The organism is Halopseudomonas pachastrellae (assembly GCF_900114765.1).
Lineage (GTDB): Bacteria > Pseudomonadota > Gammaproteobacteria > Pseudomonadales > Pseudomonadaceae > Halopseudomonas > Halopseudomonas pachastrellae.
This window is the reverse complement of record NZ_FOUD01000027.1, coordinates 23,885-41,336: the sequence shown is the minus strand read 5'-3', so window position 1 is coordinate 41,336 and position 17,452 is coordinate 23,885. Positions and strand designations below refer to the sequence as shown.

Genomic DNA, 17,452 nt, shown 5'->3' with positions numbered 1-17,452 from the left:
ATAGGCAACGTTAACCTGAATCTCGCGCATTAACTGTCGTTCGCTGCGCACGCCGAACAGGTAGCCAATAAACAGCATCTTGAACAGAGTGACCGGGTCAATCGCCGGGCGACCGTTGTCAGCACAATACAGGTGCTGGGTGGCAGGACGAATGAACTCGAAATCAATGTGCTGGGCGATCTTGCGCAGCAGATGGTCAGCTGGCACCAGTTCTTCGAGGGTGACCATCTCCAGCGCGTGTTGTTTGGGTGAAGGGGGGTTGAGCATCGGGTTGGCCTGCGATAAACGACAACCCATTAAACAAAAGCCCCCGCCTTTCGGCTAGGGGCTTTGTCAGCAGTCTGACCGCAGCCTTGGCTGCGGTTTTTTTATGCCCTGATCAGAAGTGGTACTTGGCGATCAGGTTGGTAGCGCTCTGGTGGGTATCCAGACCGAAGGTGCCGTTTTCGATGCCGTACTTGTGTTTCCAGTAGTCGTACTCGATACCGGTGTACAGCTGTTTTTCGGACCAGCCCAGCGCCTTGCCCAGATCGTATTTGATCTGCGGGTTGATGTGCAGGTTGGCGTGGTAGTTGTCGCCGTCGTTGTCGACAACCCAGTCGATGAAGCCGTCGATCAGCACGTCAGAGTTGCCCACCGGCACGGTGTAAGCCCAGACCGGGGTGATCTGCCAGATACCGCGGCCGCTTTCGTCGTTGTCGGCGTGGCGGTAATAGGTGTTCAGCTGGAAGTAGTCGAAGCCGGGGATGTTCAGGTCAACGGCCGGGCCGAGCAGGTAGTTTTTCAGGTCATGACGGCCGAACTCGTAGGTGCCTGCCAGCAGCACGTCGGTGATCGGGCCGAAGGCAAAGCTCTGGCCGGTGATCTTGCTCAGCGACAGGCGCGGGGACACTTCACCGTAGTAGGTGCTGTTGTCGCCGGCTGCGTTGGTGCCACCGTTGTAGTGGATGCTGTCGAAGAAGATGAACAGGTCACCCTTGGTCCAGCCGCTGGCGTGCTCGAAGGTCAAGGTTTGCTGGGTGTCCGGGTCAACCTGGAAGTCGGTGCCGTACAGATAGGTCAGGCTGTTGTTTTGCCACAGCAGCGGGTAAGCGTTTGCAAGGCTGCTGGCCAGCATCAGGGTGCTGCCCATGGCGGCGCGGGTCAGGCGGTTCATGGATGTTTCTCCATTTATATTGAACGGGGTGTAGAGGGGTGTAACGCCGGCGCGAATGGTATAGCAAAACCGCAGCAGGCGCAGCTGGCGCCTGTCGGAGAACGGCGGTGTTTCCAGATTGGAAACGCTATTTCACCATAGTAGGGCTAGGCACTGTTCGGGCGAGTGTTTACCCTTGCCGGTTTGCTGTCGTGACCGGAGACTCTGGACTGATGTTGCTACGTGGACTGACCTGGCTGGTGTTCTTTCAGTTGCTGGGGACCGGCCTGAATGTGCTGGTGTTGCCCTTTTTACCTGGCCCGATCATCGGCATGTTGCTGATGGTGGTGTACCTGTGCGTGCGCGGCGGTGTGAGCGAGTCGATCAGCCTGGCCGCCAGTGGTCTGCTCACCTACCTGCCGTTGATTCTGGTGCCGCCGGCAGTGGGCATCATGGCCTACGGCAGTGAGATTCTGGCTGATGCCACGGCGATTCTGGTCACCCTGGCCCTGTCGCTGGCGCTGAGCATGCCGTTCTGTGGCTGGCTTATGCAGAAGCTGATCGAGCGTCAGGAACGGAGGAAGGCACCATGAGCGGCACTCTGCTGCAGGCCTGGCAGGCCGTTGCCAACCACCCCCTGTTCTGGGTCGGTGTGACCCTGGCGGCTTACCAGTTGGGCGTGGCACTCTATCAGCGTACCAAGCTGGCCGTGTTTCACCCGGTGCTGGTCTCCACTGCCGTGCTGGTGCTGGTGATTCTGGCGGCCGGGCAGGATTACGCCCATTACCGCGAGGCCGTGCAACCCTTGCAGGTACTGCTGGGGCCGGCCACCGTTGCGCTGGCGGTGCCGCTGTACATGAACTTTCGCCGCATCCGCAGCTATTTCTGGCCGGTGCTGATCTGCTTGCTGGTAGGCGGTACTCTGGCGACCGTGCTTGCGGTACTGCTGGCCTGGCTGCTGGGCGCCGAGCCAATGATCATGATGACCATGGCACCCAAGTCGGTAACCTCGCCGATTGCCATGCTGGTGGCCGAGCAGATCGGCGGTGTGGCGGCGCTGGCGGCGGTGTTCGTGATGTTTACCGGTGTGCTTGGGGCCATCTTCGGCCCGGTGCTGCTGCGTCTGTGCGGCGTGGACCATCCGGCTGCCTGGGGGATGGCGATGGGCCTGACCGCGCATGCGGTGGGTACCTCGCGGGCGCTGGAAGAGGGGGAGGAGGCTGGCGCCTTTTCTGCCCTGGCCATGAGCCTGATGGGCACGGCTACCGCGCTGCTTTTGCCGCTTGCGGTATCGCTCTGGATGGTTTTTCAGGGCTGAATTTTCTCCGCTGGGGAGTATTTCCCGCATCTGTGCGTCGAACGTGACGTGCGTCAATTCGCCCAGTCCCCGCTTGCCGGGGGCTGAGCCATACTAGTTCGGCAAACATGTGTCCGTTATGTTTGTCGGCGGTGACCGAATTGACCTGATGATTCCTCCGAGCGGAGTACGCAGATGGATATCGTAGAACTCTCACGAATGCAGTTCGCCATGACGGCGATGATTCACTTCCTGTTTGTTCCCCTGACGTTGGGTATGGCCTTTCTACTGGCCATCATGGAGTCGGTCTATGTGATGACCGGCAAGACCATTTACCGAGACATGACCCAGTTCTGGGGCAAGCTCTTCGGTATCAACTTCGCTCTTGGGGTAACTACCGGCCTGGCGATGGAATTCCAGTTCGGTACCAACTGGTCCTATTACTCCCACTACGTCGGCGACATCTTTGGCGCACCGCTGGCGATTGAAGCGCTTATGGCGTTCTTCCTGGAATCAACGCTGTTCGGTTTGTTCTTCTTCGGTTGGGAGCGCATGAGCAAGGTCAAGCACCTGGCAGTGACCTGGCTGATGGCGCTGGGTACCAACCTGTCGGCTCTGTGGATTTTGGTCGCCAACGGCTGGATGCAGCATCCGATTGGCTCCGAGTTCAATATCGAAACCATGCGTATGGAGCTGACCGACTTCGCCGAAGTGCTGCTTAACCCGGTTGCCCAGGTCAAGTTCGTTCACACCGTCTCGGCGGGCTATGTCACGGGTTCCATCTTTGTGCTGGCCATTTCCAGCTACTACCTGCTCAAGGGCCGCGACCTGGCCTTTGCCCGCCGCAGTTTTGCTATCGCTTCGGCCTTCGGTCTGGCCAGTGCGCTGTCGGTCATCGTGCTCGGTGACGAGTCTGGCTACGAAGTGGGCGAGGTGCAGCAGGTCAAGCTGGCAGCGGTTGAAGCCGAGTGGGAAACCCAGACCCCGCCGGCAGCCTTCACCTTGATCGGCATCCCCAATGCCGAGGCCCAGCACACCGACTACGCGATCAAGATCCCGGCGGTACTCGGCTTGATCGCCACCCGTTCGCTGGATGAAGAGGTCAAGGGCCTGCAGCAGATCAAGGAAGAGAACCTGGAGCGCATCATCCGCGGCCAGGAGGCTTATGACCTGATGCAGCGCATCCGCGCTGGTGACAAGTCCTCCGCCACGGTCGAGCAGTTCAACGCGGTGCGCGATGATCTGGGCTTTGGTCTGCTGCTCAGCGGCTACACCGATGACGTGCTCAATGCCACACCGGAAGAAATTGCCAACGCCGTGGAGGCGACCGTGCCCAAGGTCTGGCCGTTGTTCTGGAGCTTCCGCGTCATGGTTGGTTGCGGTTTTCTGATGCTGCTGCTGTTTGCCTGCGCCTTCTGGCATAGCGCGCGCCGCACCGTGGACAAGCCCAAATGGCTGCTCAAGTTTGCGTTGTTCAGCTTGCCGCTGCCGTGGATTGCCAGTGAGATGGGCTGGTTCGTCGCCGAATATGGCCGTCAGCCCTGGGCTATCGGTGAAATCCTGCCGACCCATATGGCAGCCTCGCAGCTGAGTCCGGGCGATGTGCTGTTCACCCTGATCTCCATCGCGGTGCTGTACAGCATCTTTGTGATCATCGAGATCTGGCTGATGACCAAGTACGCGCGCAAGGGGCCGTCGAGCCTGCACACCGGTCGCTATGACCTGGAAACTGCCGAAGCACAGGAGGCCTGATCATGGATTACGAAGCATTACGGTTCATCTGGTGGGTGCTGATCGGGGTTCTGCTGATTGGCTTTGTGGTCACCGACGGCTTTGACATGGGCGTTGCCGCGCTGCTGAAAATTGTTGGCAAGAGCAACGATGAGCGGCGCGTGATGATCAACTCGATCGCGCCGCACTGGGACGGTAACCAGGTCTGGCTGGTAACCGCCGGTGGCGCGCTGTTCGCCGCCTGGCCGACGGTTTACGCGGCCTCGTTCAGTGGCTTTTATCTGGCCATGATGCTGACGCTGTTTGCCTTGTTCCTGCGGCCGCTGGCCTTTGAGTATCGCTCCAAGATCGACAGCGAAGTCTGGCGCAGCCGTTGGGACTGGGCACTGACTGCCGGCTCGGCGATCCCTGCACTGATCTTCGGTGTGGCCTTTGGCAACCTGCTGCAGGGCGTGCCTTTCCACTTCGATGAGTTGCTGCGCTTTGAGTACACCGGCAGCTTCTGGGCGCTGCTCAACCCCTTCGCGCTGCTGGCCGGGGTGCTCAGCCTGCTGATGATCGTCAACCACGGTGCGACCTATCTGCAGCTCAAGACCGAGGGGCAGATCAAGGCGCGCAGTGAAGCCATGGCTGGCCTGCTGTCGCTGGTCTGTGCGGTGCTGTTCGTGATGGCCGGCGTCTGGCTGTGGCTGGGTGTCGACGGCTATCAGGTGGTCAGCGTGATCGACACCAACGGCGACAACCGCACCATCGACAAGGTCGTCGAAATCAGCTCTGCAGCCTGGTTTGGCAATTACGCCAAAGTGCCGCTGCTGTGGGCGGTGCCGGCGCTGGGTGTGATCTGCTTTGTGTTCTGTGCCCTGTTCAGCAAGGCGCGCAAGCACGCAATGGCGTTTGTCAGCTCGGCGCTGGCAATGGCCATGGTGCTGATCACCGCCGGCCTGAGCATGTTCCCCTTCGTCATGCCGTCGTCCAGCATGCCGAACCATAGCCTGACCATGTGGGATGCGACTGCCAGTGAAACCACGCTGTTCATCATGTTCTGCGTGGCCTGCGTGTTCGTGCCGGTCATTCTTGGTTACACCGCCTGGGGATATTTTGTGATGCGCGGCCGTCTGAACGAGCAGCACATTCGCGATAACTCCCACAGCCTGTACTAACGGAAGGAGAAGACTATGTGGTATTTCACCTGGATTCTCGGCGTATTGCTGGCCTGCGCGTTCGGCATCGTCAACGCCATGTGGCTGGAACTCAACGGCTATGTAGGAGAAGAAGATCAAGTCGACTGAGAGTGATCCGCGTAGCGCCAGCAGCTGGTTGAGTCGGCTGTTGGCGCCGCAGTCTTCCCTGCTTAATCTGGCCCTGCTGTTCGCGCTTGCGGCGGCGGGGCTTTTTGTCTGGCAGTGCTGGTTGCTGGCGCAGCTGTTCTCCGGTTGGCTGGTGGCCTGGCAGCAGGGCGGGTTGGGTGATTCCCAGGCGCAGCTGTTGACCGCATTGCTGCCCTGGTTGGCGCTCTGCCTGATCGGTCGTCCGCTGCTGCAGTACGGCCGCGAACAGGCCAGTCAGTTGGCCAGTTTGCGCGCGCGCAGTGACTTGCGGCGCATGCTGCTGCAGCGCTTGGCGGCGCTGGGGCCGGCAAGGGCGCAATTGGGCGCGGATGCTGAACTGGGCAGCCGCCTGCTGGAGCAGGTCGAGGCGCTGGATGCCTACATCAGCCGCTACCGGGTGCAGCGACAGCTGGTGCTGCTGGTGCCGGTGTTGCTGGTCAGTTGCACCGCTGTGTTCAGCCCGCTGGCAGCGGTTCTGCTGCTGCTGACGGCGCCGCTGGTGCCCGTTTTTATGATTCTGCTCGGCAAGGCCGCAGCCTCTGCCAGTCAGCGCCAGTTCATCGCGCTGGCGCGCATGAGCGGGCGTTTCAGCGATCTGCTGCGCGGCAGCTGGACGCTGCGCCATCTGGGCGCGTTGCCGGCGGCTGAGGCGGAAGTCGAAACCGCCGCCGAGCATTACCGTGCCGGCACCATGCGAGTTTTGCGCATGGCCTTTCTCTCGGGTGCGGTGCTGGAGCTGTTTGCCTCGCTGGCGATTGCCCTGGTGGCGCTCTACTTGGGGCTTGGCCTGCTCGGTATCCTGCCCTGGGCCAAGGGCGAGATCCCCGTGCCTTATCTGGGCGCGCTGTTCATTCTGCTGGTGGCGCCGGAGTTCTATGCGCCGCTGCGCCAACTCGGTACTGACTACCACGCCAAGGCTGAAGCCGAAGGGGCGATGACCGAGTTGTTGCCGCTGCTGAATCAACAGGTTTGGGAGCATCCGGGCCGGGAGTCGCTGGCGCTGAGCGCCGCGCCCGGTATCCACTGCAAACAATTGGCTATTGAGGGCCGCCTGGCGCCGCTGGACTTGAGCGTGCAGCCCGCCGAGCGAGTCGTGGTGCAGGGCGCCAGTGGCAGCGGCAAGTCGAGCTTGCTGGAGGCGCTGCTGGGTTTTGTGCCCTGGCAGGGCGAGTTGCTGGTCAATGGTCAGTCGTTGCTGGAACTGTCGCGGCCGGACTGGCTGCGCCATGTGGGTTATCTGGCCCAACAGGTGCCGATCCTGCACGGCAGCATCGCCGACAACCTGCGCCTTGCTGCGCCCAACGCCAGTGACGCTGAACTGATCGCAGTGCTGGAGCAGGTCGCGCTTTGGCCGCTGATTCGGCAGTTGCCGAAAGGGCTGGAGACGGAGCTGGGCGAACGTGGACTGGGGCTGTCCGGTGGGCAACTGAGCCGGCTGGCGCTGGCGCGATTGCTGCTGCGCGATACGCCGGTCTGGCTGCTGGATGAGCCGACCGCGCACCTGGACGCCGATACCGCCGAGCTGATTCACTCGCTACTCGAACGCCTCAGTCGGGGGCGCACCCTGCTGCTGGTCAGCCATGATTTGCACGGGCTGGATTGGGCTGATCGGGTAGTCACGCTTGGCCAGCCGGAACACAGCGAGGAGGGCGCCGATGCCTGAGCAACCTATCCGTTTGCGCGGCTTGCTGCGCAGCCGCCTCGGGCAGTGGAATCTGGCGCTGTTTCTTGGCGCTGTGACCTTGCTGTCAGCGACCGGGCTGCTGGCAACGTCCGGCTGGTTTATCAGTGCGGCAGCCTTGGCCGGGTTGGCCACGGTGGCGGCCTACGGGTTCGATTACTTTCGGCCAGCGGCGATCATTCGCTTCTTCGCCATCGTGCGCACCGCAGGGCGTTATGCCGAGCGGCTGGCCTCCCACAACGCTGCGCTGGCCCTGCTCAAGGACCTGCGTACCCGCTTGTTTGCCCGCGTTGCCGGGCAGCGTCGGCTGACGCCGGCAGCGCGCTCGGCCATCGCCATGCACCGGCTGGTTGCCGATATCGACCTGCTGGACTTCTTCCCGCTGCGCTTTGTCGCGCCCTGGTTCTGGGCTTCCACGCTTACGCTGCTGGTACTCGGCTGGTTGGCGTTGCTCGACAGCTCGCTGGCGGTTGCGGCGCTGCCGGGCCTGCTGTTGGCCTGGTTGGTGGTGCCGCTGCTCGGTGGTCGGTTGGCTGCGCACCTTGCTCGACGTGACGCCGAGCTGGCCGAGCAGCGCCGCGAGTTCTTGCTCGACCGCTTGCAACTGCTGACCTCGCTGCTGCTGTGGCAGCGCTGGGACGATCAGCAGGCTGCGTTTCTGCAGCAGGATGATGCCTGGCTGCAGCAGCGCCTGCGACAGCAGAAATTGGTCAGTTTGACGGCGCTGGGGCAGCAACTGGGCCTGGCGCTGGCGTTGCTTGCGGTGCTCTGGCAGGGGCATGCGCTGTTGCAGCAGGGGGCGTTGTCGGTGCCCTGGCTGCTGGCCGCCTTCCTGTCGGTAATGGGGCTGGCCGAAGCCCTGCTGCCGCTGGCAGCGAGCTTTATTTCGCTGGGTTTCAGTCAGGCGGCGCGGGATCGGTTGAATCTGCTGACGGCTGCCGAGACGGACCCTGCAAGCACTGCAACTGCGTTGCCAGAGTTGCCACTGAGCCTGGCGCTGTCTGACCTGAGCGCGCGAATGCCCGGCGCGCTGAACGGTCCGGAGGATGTGTCGGTCGAGCTGCAGCAGGGTGATGTGCTGTTGATCGAAGGGCCGTCCGGCGGCGGCAAGAGCACGCTGTTGCAGGTGTTGGCGGGTGAGCCACTGGCGTTCACGGGTGAGCGGCTGCTCAATGGTCAGGGTTTTGAACGTTGGGATTTGCGCGAGCTGATTGGCTACCTGCCGCAGCAGCTGGATATCTTTGATATGACGCTGGCGCAGAACCTGCGACTGGCAGACCCCGAAGCCACCGACGAGGCGCTCTGGCAGGTATTGGAAGATGTCGCGCTGGCTGACTGGGTGCGCAGCCGCAAGCATGGCTTGAAGACCACCCTGGGTGAGTTTGGCGCGAAGGTGTCGGGTGGGCAGGCGCGGCGTATCGCTTTGGCTCGGTTGCTGCTGACCAAGCGGCCGTTGCTGTTACTGGATGAGCCCTTTGCCGGGCTGGATGCGCAGACCCGCGAGCGGGTGCTGGCGTCCCTGCTGCGTCGGCGCGAGCAGGGCATTATCGTGATTGTCAGCCATCAGCAGGTGGCAGTCCCGGAGGCGCGCCACCTGCGTATTGGCTAAAGGCCAGGGCCATCTTCCGGCCATGATGCGGTGTCGATCGCTTATGTGGGATGACCACACTGCACCCCCCAGCGCCTTGCCTGGCCGGAAAATAGCCTCCGGCAGGCAGGCAGGCGGGTGGAAACAGCAACCGTCCCTGGTTACCAGGTATCCACGAACGGCCGGGTGCCCTTGAGCAGCGCCTCGTCCGGCGCCGAGTGCAGGCCGCGCATCAGCCAGCCGCGGGTTTCCAGCGGGTCGATCACCGCGTCGATCTCGAGGAAGCTGGCCATGCTGATGCCCTTGCCGCGCTGATATAGCTCGGCGACCAGTTTCTCGAAGGTCGCCTGACGCTCGCCTTCGCCCTCAATCGCCGCCAGCTCCTTCGAGTAACCAAGACGTACCGCGCCTTCCAGGCCCATCGCACCGAATTCGCTGCTCGGCCAGCCGATGGTGAACATCGGTGCGTGGAAGCTACCCGCTGCCATTGCCTGCGCGCCCAGCCCGTAACCCTTGCGCAGCACCACGGTGAAGAACGGAATGCTCAGGCTGGCGGCGGTGACGAACATGCGTGAGACGTGGCGCACGGTGCCCTGCTGCTCGGCGTCCGGGCCGACCATAAAGCCGGGGGTGTCGCACAGCGAAACCATCGGCAGGCCGTGGGCCTGACACAGCTGCATAAAGCGCGCGGCCTTGTCGCCCGCTACCGCGTCGATAGCGCCGCCCAGGTGCATCGGGTTGTTGGCGATCAGACCGAAGGCGCGGCCTTCGATGCGGATCAGCGCGGTGATCAGCCCCGGCGCAAATTCGCGGCGCAGCTCCAGCACCGAGTCGCGGTCTGCCAGGGTGTCGATGACCTTGCGGATGTCGTAGACGCGCAGGCGGTTTTCCGGGATCAGGTGACGCAACTCGCGCTGGTCCGCCGCTTCCCATTCCGTCAGATCGCCCTGGAAGTAGGAGATGTACTGCTTGGCGACGGCTGTGGCCTCGGCCTCGTCCTGCACCCGCACGTCGATCACGCCGTTCGGGCCGTGCATGCTGGTCGGGCCAACTTGTTCTGGGGTGAAACGGCCCAGACCGCCGCCTTCGATCATCGCCGGGCCGGCCATGCCGATGGTGGCATTCTCGGTGGCGATGATCACATCGCAGCAGCCGAGCAGCGCGGCGTTACCGGCGAAGCAGCGGCCGGAGACGATACCCACGGTCGGCACCATGCCGGACAGTCGCGCCATGCGCATGAAGGTGGTGCAGTCCAGGCCGGCCACGCCGACCTTGTCGATATCGCCGGGGCGACCGCCGCCACCTTCGGTGAAGAACACCAGCGGCAGCTTCCACTGCTCGGCCAGCTCCAGCATGCGGTCGGTTTTCTTGTGGTTGGTGACGCCCTGCGTGCCGGCAAACACGGTGTAGTCGTAGGACAGCGCCATACAGCGGGCGGCGTGCTCGCCAAACTTGTCGGCATTGATGGTGCCGATGCCGTTGATCAGGCCGTCGGCCGGGCTCATCTTCAACAGCTCTTCGTGGGTACGGCGGGTGCGCTGGGCCGCCAGCGCAAAGCCGCCGTATTCGATAAAGCTGCCGTCGTCGAGCAGGTCGGCGAGGTTCTCGCGGGCGGTGCGCTGGCCGGTCTTGCGGCGCTTGGCTACGGCGTCCGGGCGGCGCTCGTCGGTCAGTTCGGCGCGGCGCTCCAGCACTTCCTGCAGGTCGGCGCGGATGTGGTCGATGGCAACGCTTTCTTCGTCCTGCTGGGCGTTGCCCGCCACTTCGGCGGGCTCCAGATAGAGCAGGGCGCTGCCTTCGAACAGGCTGTCGCTAGCGTTGGCGGCCAGCGCGCGGACGATGCCGCTCTGGGTTGCCTTGACCACGAACTCCATCTTCATGGCTTCCATGATCGCGACCTGCTGGCCGACGGCGACGCTGTCGCCAACCTGCACATCCAGGCTGACCAGCACGCCTTGAACCGGCGCGTTCAACGGCTCGGTGCCGGCGGGTGCATCGGTCTGCGTGCTGCTGGCGGTGGCGCTGCTCGTGCTGCTCTGGAAGAACCGGTGCGGATGGGCGCTGGCGTGGGCCGCGGTCAGGCTGGCGGCTTCGGCTTCGATAAAGGCGGTCGATACGTCGTTGCTCTGCACCTGCGGGTGCTGCAGCAAATTCTGCAGCAGGTGCAGGTTGCTGGCGGCGCCTTCCAGGCGGAATTCGCACAGCGCGCGATAGGCGCGGCGCAGGGTGTTTGGATAGTCGCCACCCGCATGCACAATCAGTTTCGCCAGCAGCGAGTCGTAGCGCGGGCTGGTGGTGTAACCGGCGTAGCCGTAGCCATCGACGCGGATGCCCGGGCCGCTCGGCGGCTGATAGGCGCTGAGCGTGCCGCCAGCCGGGCGGGTGCTGCCGTCGGCAGCCATGCTTTCCAGGTTGATGCGCAGCTGTACGGCAAAACCGCGTGCCGCCGGGATCTCGGCTTGGGTAAAGCCCAGCTCTGCCAAGGTCTTGCCCGCGGCGAGCTGGATTTGGGTCACTGCCAGATCAAGGCCGGTTACCGCTTCGGTCACGGTGTGCTCCACCTGAATGCGTGGGTTGGCTTCCATAAAGACGAAGTCGCCGCGCTCCTCGTCGAGCAGAAACTCGACGGTACACAGACCGCGGTAGCCGACCGCGCGGGTCAGGGTGCAGGCGGCTTCATGCAGCTGTTTGCGCACGGCTGGATCAAGGCTCGGTGCCGGGGCCACTTCCAGCAGCTTCTGGTTGCGGCGCTGCAGCGTGCAGTCACGCTCCCAGACGTGGGCGACTTCTGTGCCGTCGCCGATGATCTGTACTTCGATATGACGGGCGCGGCGAATCAGCCGCTCGACATACAGGTCGCCGCGACCGAAGGCGGCGGTGGCCTCGGAGGTGCAGCGGGCGAAGGCGTCATCCAGCTCGGCAAGATCGTGCACCGCACGCATGCCGCGTCCGCCGCCGCCGGCCAGTGCCTTGAGCATCACCGCGGCGCCGTCGCCGAGCGATTGCATAAAGTCGCGTGCCTGCTCCAGCGTGGTTGGCTCGTTGGTGCCTTGGGTCAGCGGCACGCCCTGCTGCTGGGCCAAACGACGGGCGCTAGCCTTGTCGCCAAAGGTGTCTAGCACCTCGGGCGCCGGGCCGATAAAGGTGATGCCGGCTTGCTGGCAGGCGCGGGCGAAGTCGGCGTTTTCGCTGAGAAAACCGTAACCGGGGTGGATGGCATCGCAGCTCTGCTCCTTGGCGATGTGGATCAGCTGGGCTGCGTCCAGATAGGCGGCTACGCCTTGACCTTCGAGGGCAATGGCCTGATCGGCGCTGCGCACGTGCAGCGACTGGGCGTCATCTTCGGCGTAAACGGCCACACCGGTGGCGCCGCAGTCAGCGATGGCGCGGGCGAGGCGGATGGCGATTTCGCCACGGTTGGCGATAAGAATACGGTTGAATGCCATGGGTTAGTTGATCCAGTCCTGTAGTTCCTGTTTCTTGACCTTGCCGGTCGCGGTCATCGGCAGTGTATCCACCAGCCGAATCTCCGGCACCTTGTAGATCGCCATTGCCTGCTTGCACCAGTCGCGTAGCGACTCAGCGCTGGCCTGGCTGCCGGGTTTGGTGATGATAAAGGCGAGTGGCGTCTGGCCGCGCTTGGGGTCGGGCTTGCCGATGACCGCGGAGGCGAGAATATCCGGGTGTTGGCCAAGCATGGCTTCCAGCTCACTGGGGAACACACTCATGCCGTTGACCTTGAGCATTTCCTTGCGCCGCCCGAGATAGCGGATAAAGCCCTGTTCGGTGATCACGCCGCTGTCGCCGGTGTGCAGCCAGCCGCCGTCGCGCAGGGCCTCGGCGCTGGCCTCCGGCTTGTTCCAGTAGCCTTTGAGCAGGGAGGGGCTGCGCAGGCACAGCTCGCCCTCGCTGCCCAGCGGCAGCAGCTCGCCGGTGTCGAAGTCGCACACCTTGAATTCGGTACCGGGCACCGGCAGGCCGACGAAAGTGGGTTCGGATTTCAGGTCGAAATCATCGTCCTGCAGGCCGGCAGTGAAGGTGTCGCAGGTATGGGTTTCGGTCATCCCGAAGCTGGTTTCGAACAGCGTGCAGCCGGTCAGCTCGCGCCAGCGGCGGCGGTATTCCGGGGTCAGCTTCTTGATAAAGGAAACGCAGCTGGTGGTTTCAAGCGAGCTGAAGTCGAACTCGCGCACCTGCGGGTGATCGAGAACCTCGGACGCGCTGTCGACCAGCAGACCGGTCTGGGTAACCCGATAGTGCTGAACGGCGCTCATAAAGGTCAGCGCGTCCCAGCGGGCCAGCAACACCAGGGTGGTGCCGGCGAAAACGGGGAACAGCAGGCCGGAGTTCTCGCCGGCGATCCAGAATTCCGGCATGAAGTTCAGGCCGATGCGCTCCTCGTCAAAGCCCATGGCGACCGGGACAAAGCTGGCGCAGGTGTAGAGCATGTCGCCGTGGGTATGAATGCAGCCCTTCGGCAGACCGGTGGTGCCGCCGGTGTAGTTGAGGGCGGCGGTGTCATCCAGCTTCAGTTTGGGCAGGTTCTGCGGCGCAGGCGTGGTGGCTGCCAGCGCGGGCATCAGGTCGATGCTGTTAGTGATGGGTAGCTTGGGTGCTTGCAGCAGATCCGGCACCGGGATCGGCGGCTGGGCTGGGCAGAGTTCAGACAGGCTGGTGGTGAACACCTGTTCCAGCGCGGTCTGCTCGCGCACCTCCTGCACCACGGGCAGTAGTTGGTCAAAGCAGATAATGGCGCGGGCGCCGCAGTCGTTGAGCTGATAGCTCAGCTCCATGCCTTTGGCCATCGGGCTGACCGGGGCATGGATCGCGCCCATCTTGAGAAGGCCGTAGAAGGCGATATGCAGTTGCGGGCAGTTGGGCATGAACACCGCAACGCGGTCGCCCGGCTTGATGCCCTGCGCCTGCAGCAGGGCGGCGCAGCGGTTGCTCAGGTCGTCCAGCTCGGCGTAGGTCAGTTGGTGGCCGTAGAAGTGCACGGCAACGCGCTCTGGCGCGGTGTGGGCCCAATGCGCGAGGTATTCGGTCAGCGGACGCTCACCCTGCGGGTAGACGGGGGTGGTCGGTTTGCCTGCCGGCCAGACCTTGGCTTGAATCGCCTTCAGGGTGTCGAGATAGTCCTGCTCGTGCATGTCCGTGCCTCTTGCTGTTGTTGTCGCTCAAGCTTAGGAGCTGTCGAGGCGGATAAGAAGCGATCAATATTCATTCAGAACCATGATCTCTATTCATGGTTTGGCTGTGGGCGCGTAATCTCGGGGATACAGCCCATGCAGCAGGTGTTTGTTAATGAGTGAAAAGAATGATTCCCCATCATTGGCCCGGATAGACCTGAATCTGTTTCGGGTGTTTGAGGTGGTTTACCGCGAGCGCAACCTGACTCGAGCGGCGGCAGTGCTGCACGTCAGTCAGTCGGCGGTGAGTCATTCGCTGGCCCGGCTGCGCGAACATTTCTCTGATCCGCTATTTGTTCGCGAGGGCCGGGGCGTGACGCCGACGGCAGCGGCTATGCGACTGGCGCCGGGCATTATCGACAGTCTGAGCCGGCTGCAGCAAAGCCTGGGCTATCTGCAGCAGTTCGATCCGCAGGAAGATGCGCGCACCTTCACCATCAGCTTGCCCGAACAGTTGGAGCCGGTACTGATTCCGTCGCTGCTGACGCACTTACGTAAGCAGGCGCCGCGCAGTCGGGTGCGAACAGTCGGTGTCAGGTGGTCCGAGTTAAAGCTGGAGCTGGCGGCAGGGCGGATTGATCTCGCGGTGCAGATCGCCCGCCCGGCGGATGCCAGTCTGCGCCAGATGCAGCTGGTCAAGGAGCCACTGTGCGTGGTCGCCGGCCCGCAGTTTGAGGGCGAGCTGACAGCGGACAGCTACGTGGCCGCCGAGCACATCGCGGTCGCGTCCTGGCGGCGAGGGTTGTCCTTTGAAGATCTGGCGCTGGGGCATCTGGGGTTGATGCGCAATGTGGTGCAGCAGTGCCAGAGCTATCAGGCCGCCAGTCTGGTGGTGGCAGAAACGCCGCTTCTGCTGACCATGTCGCGGCGCCACGCCGAGTTGATCAATCGGCCGTTGGGTAACCGCTTACTGGAGATGCCCTTGCCGCTACCGGAGATCGGCCTGACGCTTTACTGGCACAAGGGCATGGAGCACGACCCGGTCAACCGCTGGTTGCGGCGCCAGGTTCATGCGTTGGCTCAGAACAGTTCGAGTGGTGTAACCGCTCCACCGCTGTCGTAGCCGCCCATCTCCAGCTCGCTGTAGGGCGGTGGGGCGTCTTCCTGTTTGAATATCTCCATGAAGGCGCCGTCGGTGCCGGGTGATGCGCTGCGCCCGGTGGTGGGGTCGATGCGGGCAGTCACCAGCCCTCTGGGCATGCGCGGTTCGCGGTCCGGCACGCCTTCGAGTGCGGCGCCCATGAAGTTCATCCAGATAGGCAGCGCGGCGGTGCCACCGAACTCACGTCGACCCAGGGTGCTGGGCTGATCAAAGCCAACCCACACGGTAGCAACCAGGTCCGGGTTGAAGCCGGAGAACCAGGCGTCTTTCTGGTCGTTGGTGGTACCCGTCTTGCCGGCCAGATCATTGCGGTTCAGGGCGCGGGCGCGTACTGCCGTGCCCCGACGTACCACGTCGCGCAGCATGCTGTTGAGCTGATAGATGGTGCGCTCATCAACGACGCGCTCAGCCTCGGTAGGCTGCTCGCTGATGCCACTGCCCTGGCGCTCGACATAGGCGTTCAGGCGAGCCTGTTGCTGCTCGGTCAGCTCGGGAGTGACCGGTGGCTTGCTGTAGTCGATCAGTTGGCCGTAGCGGTTCTCGATGCGGTCGATCAGGTAGGGCTTGACCGCATAACCGCCGTTGGCAAAGGTCGCATAGCCCTGGGCAATCTGCAGGGGAGTCAGCTCCGAGGTGCCGAGAGAGGCCGACAGGTTGCGCGGCAGATCCTTGCGCTCAAAGCCGAAGCGTTCAATGTAGCTCAGTGCGTTGTCGACCCCCAGATCCTGCATCAGCCTGATGGATACCAGGTTGCGTGAGCGATACAGGGCTTCACGCAGGCGAATGGGGCCAAGGAAGTCGCCGCCAGAGTTCTTCGGGCGCCAGATGGAGTCGAGGTAGTCGTCAACAAAGATCAGCGGCGCGTCGTTGACCAGGCTGGCCGGTGTGTAGCCCTTGTCCAGCGCCGCGCAATACAGGAACGGCTTGAAGCTGGAGCCCGGCTGACGGCGCGCCTGGGTGGCGCGATTGTAGTTACTCTGCAGGAAGGAGAAGCCGCCGATCAGTGCCTTGATAGCACCATCCTGCGGGCCGAGAACGACCAGCGCACTTTGCGCCTCGGGCACCTGCGCCAGGCGCCAGTTGTCATCTTCGATGCGGCTGACACGGATGATATCGCCCGGCTGGAGCACGTCCATCGGCTTGCCGGGGCGCGGCCCCATGCCGTTGGCGCTCAGATAGGGGCGAGCCCATTTCATGTCGTCCCAGTTGATCACGCCCTGCTGGTCACGGCGCAGGCGGATCTCCACGTTTTCGCTGTTGACTGCAGCGACGAGTGCAGGCTCCAGGCCGCCCAGGCTTTTATAGCCCTTGAGCAGTTCAAGGCCCTGTTCCAGGGTGATATCCGGGTTGCGCGCCTCTGGGCCCCGATAGCCGTGGCGAACATCGTATTCCTGCAGGCCATCGCGCACGGCCTTGTTGGCCATGTCCTGCAGGCGGCTGTCCACGGTGGTGTAGACGTTGAAGCCCTGGGTGTAAGCCTTGTCGCCAAATCGCTCGACCATTTCCAGGCGCGCCATCTCGGCGATGTAGGGGGCCTCCATCTCCGGGTTCGCGCCATGGTTGCGCGCGGTGATGGGCGTGTTGACCGCCTCGCGGTAGCTATCTTCGTCGATGTATCCCAGGGTCAGCATGCGGTCCAGAATCCAGTCGCGACGGACCTTGGTGCGCTCCGGGTTGGCGATCGGGTTATAGCGGGACGGTGCCTTGGGAAGGCCGGCGATCATGGCCAGGTCGGCCAGGGGCAGCTCGTTGATCGATTTGCCGTAATAGACCTGCGCGGCCGCCTCGATACCGTAGGCGCGGTTGCCCAGGTAGATCTTGTTGACGTACAGCTCGAAAATTTCGTGCTTGTCGAGATTGCGCTCGATCTGCAGGGCCAGCAATATCTCGTTCAGCTTGCGCGAGAAAACCCGGTCGCTGCTGAGGAAGTAGTTTTTCGCCACCTGCATAGTGATGGTGCTACCGCCGGTCTGAATGTGGCCGGTCTGCAGCAGCTCGCTGGCTGCGCGCAGCAACCCCATCGGGTCGACCCCGTGGTGGTTGAGGAAGTTGTCGTCCTCGGCTGCCAGCAGGGCATGCACGAAGTCGCCCGGGACCTGGTCGTAGCTGATCGGGAAACGTCGCATTTCACCGAACTCTGCTATCAGTCGATTATCTGTGCTATATATCCGCAATGGGGTTTGCAGTTCGACGTCACGCAGGGTTTCAACATCAGGCAGGGCGGGGCTAAGATAGAGCGCAACCCCGCTCAGAATCATGATGGGTGCACATGCCAGCGCGAAGGCAGACCAGAAGAGAAATCTCAGTAAGCGCATAAGGGATGGGGAATTCCCTGAATAATTAGAAAGTTAGCTGGATTGCTAAAAGAGAACGGCGTAGCAGTCTGCATTATAAGCGTATT

13 protein-coding genes are annotated in these 17,452 nt (G+C 62.9%); 8 read left to right on the top strand and 5 right to left on the bottom strand.

Annotation, left to right across the window (positions count from 1 at the left end; all coding sequences use genetic code 11):
• Together BM116_RS17650 and BM116_RS17645 are read right to left on the bottom strand one after the other, a co-directional pair.
• Positions 1–267: transposase (locus BM116_RS17650; protein ID WP_139222371.1), on the bottom strand; the 267-nt coding region annotated here is incomplete at its 3' end.
• Positions 268–379: 112 nt separating this feature from the next.
• Positions 380–1,156 carry an outer membrane protein OmpK gene (locus BM116_RS17645; RefSeq protein WP_083728316.1) on the bottom strand — a complete coding sequence of 259 codons (777 nt, stop codon included), beginning with the start codon at positions 1,154–1,156 and terminating at the stop codon, positions 380–382.
• A 212-nt stretch (positions 1,157–1,368) separates the two neighbouring features.
• Here BM116_RS17645 and BM116_RS17640 point away from each other — a divergent pair, with 212 nt between their 5' ends.
• The 7 genes from BM116_RS17640 to cydC all read left to right on the top strand — a co-directional run bounded on the left by BM116_RS17640 (position 1,369) and on the right by cydC (position 8,781).
• Positions 1,369–1,728, top strand: a complete 360-nt coding sequence (locus tag BM116_RS17640) for a CidA/LrgA family protein (RefSeq protein WP_083728317.1) — start codon at positions 1,369–1,371, stop codon at positions 1,726–1,728.
• Entirely contained in the window at positions 1,725–2,453 is a 729-nt protein-coding gene (locus BM116_RS17635; protein WP_083728318.1) for an LrgB family protein, read from the top strand. Before BM116_RS17640 ends, BM116_RS17635 begins: the two co-directional genes overlap by 4 nt.
• 174 nt (positions 2,454–2,627) lie before the next feature.
• Positions 2,628–4,184 (top strand): cytochrome ubiquinol oxidase subunit I, encoded by a 1,557-nt coding sequence (locus BM116_RS17630; protein ID WP_169847296.1) that lies wholly within the window; start codon positions 2,628–2,630, stop codon positions 4,182–4,184.
• Positions 4,184–5,323, top strand: a complete 1,140-nt coding sequence (gene cydB / locus BM116_RS17625) for a cytochrome d ubiquinol oxidase subunit II (RefSeq protein ID WP_083728320.1) — start codon at positions 4,184–4,186, stop codon at positions 5,321–5,323. The genes BM116_RS17630 and cydB overlap by 1 nt, the downstream gene beginning before the upstream one ends.
• Positions 5,324–5,338: 15 nt before the next feature.
• A complete protein-coding gene (cydX, locus tag BM116_RS17620) occupies positions 5,339–5,452 on the top strand; it encodes a cytochrome bd-I oxidase subunit CydX (protein ID WP_083728321.1) in 114 nt (37 codons plus the stop codon).
• 28 nt (positions 5,453–5,480) lie between these two features.
• Positions 5,481–7,154 (top strand): thiol reductant ABC exporter subunit CydD, encoded by a 1,674-nt coding sequence (gene cydD, locus BM116_RS17615; protein ID WP_083728322.1) that lies wholly within the window; start codon positions 5,481–5,483, stop codon positions 7,152–7,154.
• Positions 7,147–8,781 carry a thiol reductant ABC exporter subunit CydC gene (gene cydC, locus BM116_RS17610; protein ID WP_083728323.1) on the top strand — a complete coding sequence of 545 codons (1,635 nt, stop codon included), beginning with the start codon at positions 7,147–7,149 and terminating at the stop codon, positions 8,779–8,781. Before cydD ends, cydC begins: the two co-directional genes overlap by 8 nt.
• 140 nt (positions 8,782–8,921) lie before the next feature.
• Here the strand turns inward: cydC and BM116_RS17605 are convergent, their stop codons facing one another.
• Together BM116_RS17605 and BM116_RS17600 are read right to left on the bottom strand one after the other, a co-directional pair.
• The gene (locus BM116_RS17605) at positions 8,922–12,206 is read right to left on the bottom strand and encodes an acetyl-CoA carboxylase family protein (protein ID WP_083728324.1); all 3,285 of its coding nucleotides are present in this window, start codon (positions 12,204–12,206) and stop codon (positions 8,922–8,924) included.
• A 3-nt stretch (positions 12,207–12,209) separates the two neighbouring features.
• A complete protein-coding gene (locus tag BM116_RS17600) occupies positions 12,210–13,910 on the bottom strand; it encodes an AMP-binding protein (protein WP_083728325.1) in 1,701 nt (566 codons plus the stop codon).
• A gap of 154 nt (positions 13,911–14,064) precedes the next feature.
• Between BM116_RS17600 and BM116_RS17595 the strand changes: the two genes are divergently transcribed.
• Positions 14,065–15,012, top strand: a complete 948-nt coding sequence (locus BM116_RS17595) for a LysR family transcriptional regulator (protein WP_083728326.1) — start codon at positions 14,065–14,067, stop codon at positions 15,010–15,012.
• Here the strand turns inward: BM116_RS17595 and BM116_RS17590 are convergent.
• The gene (locus BM116_RS17590) at positions 14,970–17,366 is read right to left on the bottom strand and encodes a penicillin-binding protein 1A (RefSeq protein ID WP_083728327.1); all 2,397 of its coding nucleotides are present in this window, start codon (positions 17,364–17,366) and stop codon (positions 14,970–14,972) included. The genes BM116_RS17595 and BM116_RS17590 overlap by 43 nt on opposite strands.
• Between the last annotated feature and the right edge of the window lie 86 nt (positions 17,367–17,452).

Coding starts and splice junctions, on each gene's coding strand:
- cydC (WP_083728323.1), top strand. CDS start 7,147: ATGCCTGAGCAACCTATCCGTTTGCGCGGCTTGCTGCGCAGCCGCCTC.
- BM116_RS17605 (WP_083728324.1), bottom strand. CDS start 12,206: ATGGCATTCAACCGTATTCTTATCGCCAACCGTGGCGAAATCGCCATC.
- BM116_RS17640 (WP_083728317.1), top strand. CDS start 1,369: ATGTTGCTACGTGGACTGACCTGGCTGGTGTTCTTTCAGTTGCTGGGG.
- BM116_RS17595 (WP_083728326.1), top strand. CDS start 14,065: ATGAGTGAAAAGAATGATTCCCCATCATTGGCCCGGATAGACCTGAAT.
- BM116_RS17590 (WP_083728327.1), bottom strand. CDS start 17,366: ATGCGCTTACTGAGATTTCTCTTCTGGTCTGCCTTCGCGCTGGCATGT.
- BM116_RS17645 (WP_083728316.1), bottom strand. CDS start 1,156: ATGAACCGCCTGACCCGCGCCGCCATGGGCAGCACCCTGATGCTGGCC.
- BM116_RS17635 (WP_083728318.1), top strand. CDS start 1,725: ATGAGCGGCACTCTGCTGCAGGCCTGGCAGGCCGTTGCCAACCACCCC.
- BM116_RS17630 (WP_169847296.1), top strand. CDS start 2,628: ATGGATATCGTAGAACTCTCACGAATGCAGTTCGCCATGACGGCGATG.
- cydX (WP_083728321.1), top strand. CDS start 5,339: ATGTGGTATTTCACCTGGATTCTCGGCGTATTGCTGGCCTGCGCGTTC.
- BM116_RS17600 (WP_083728325.1), bottom strand. CDS start 13,910: ATGCACGAGCAGGACTATCTCGACACCCTGAAGGCGATTCAAGCCAAG.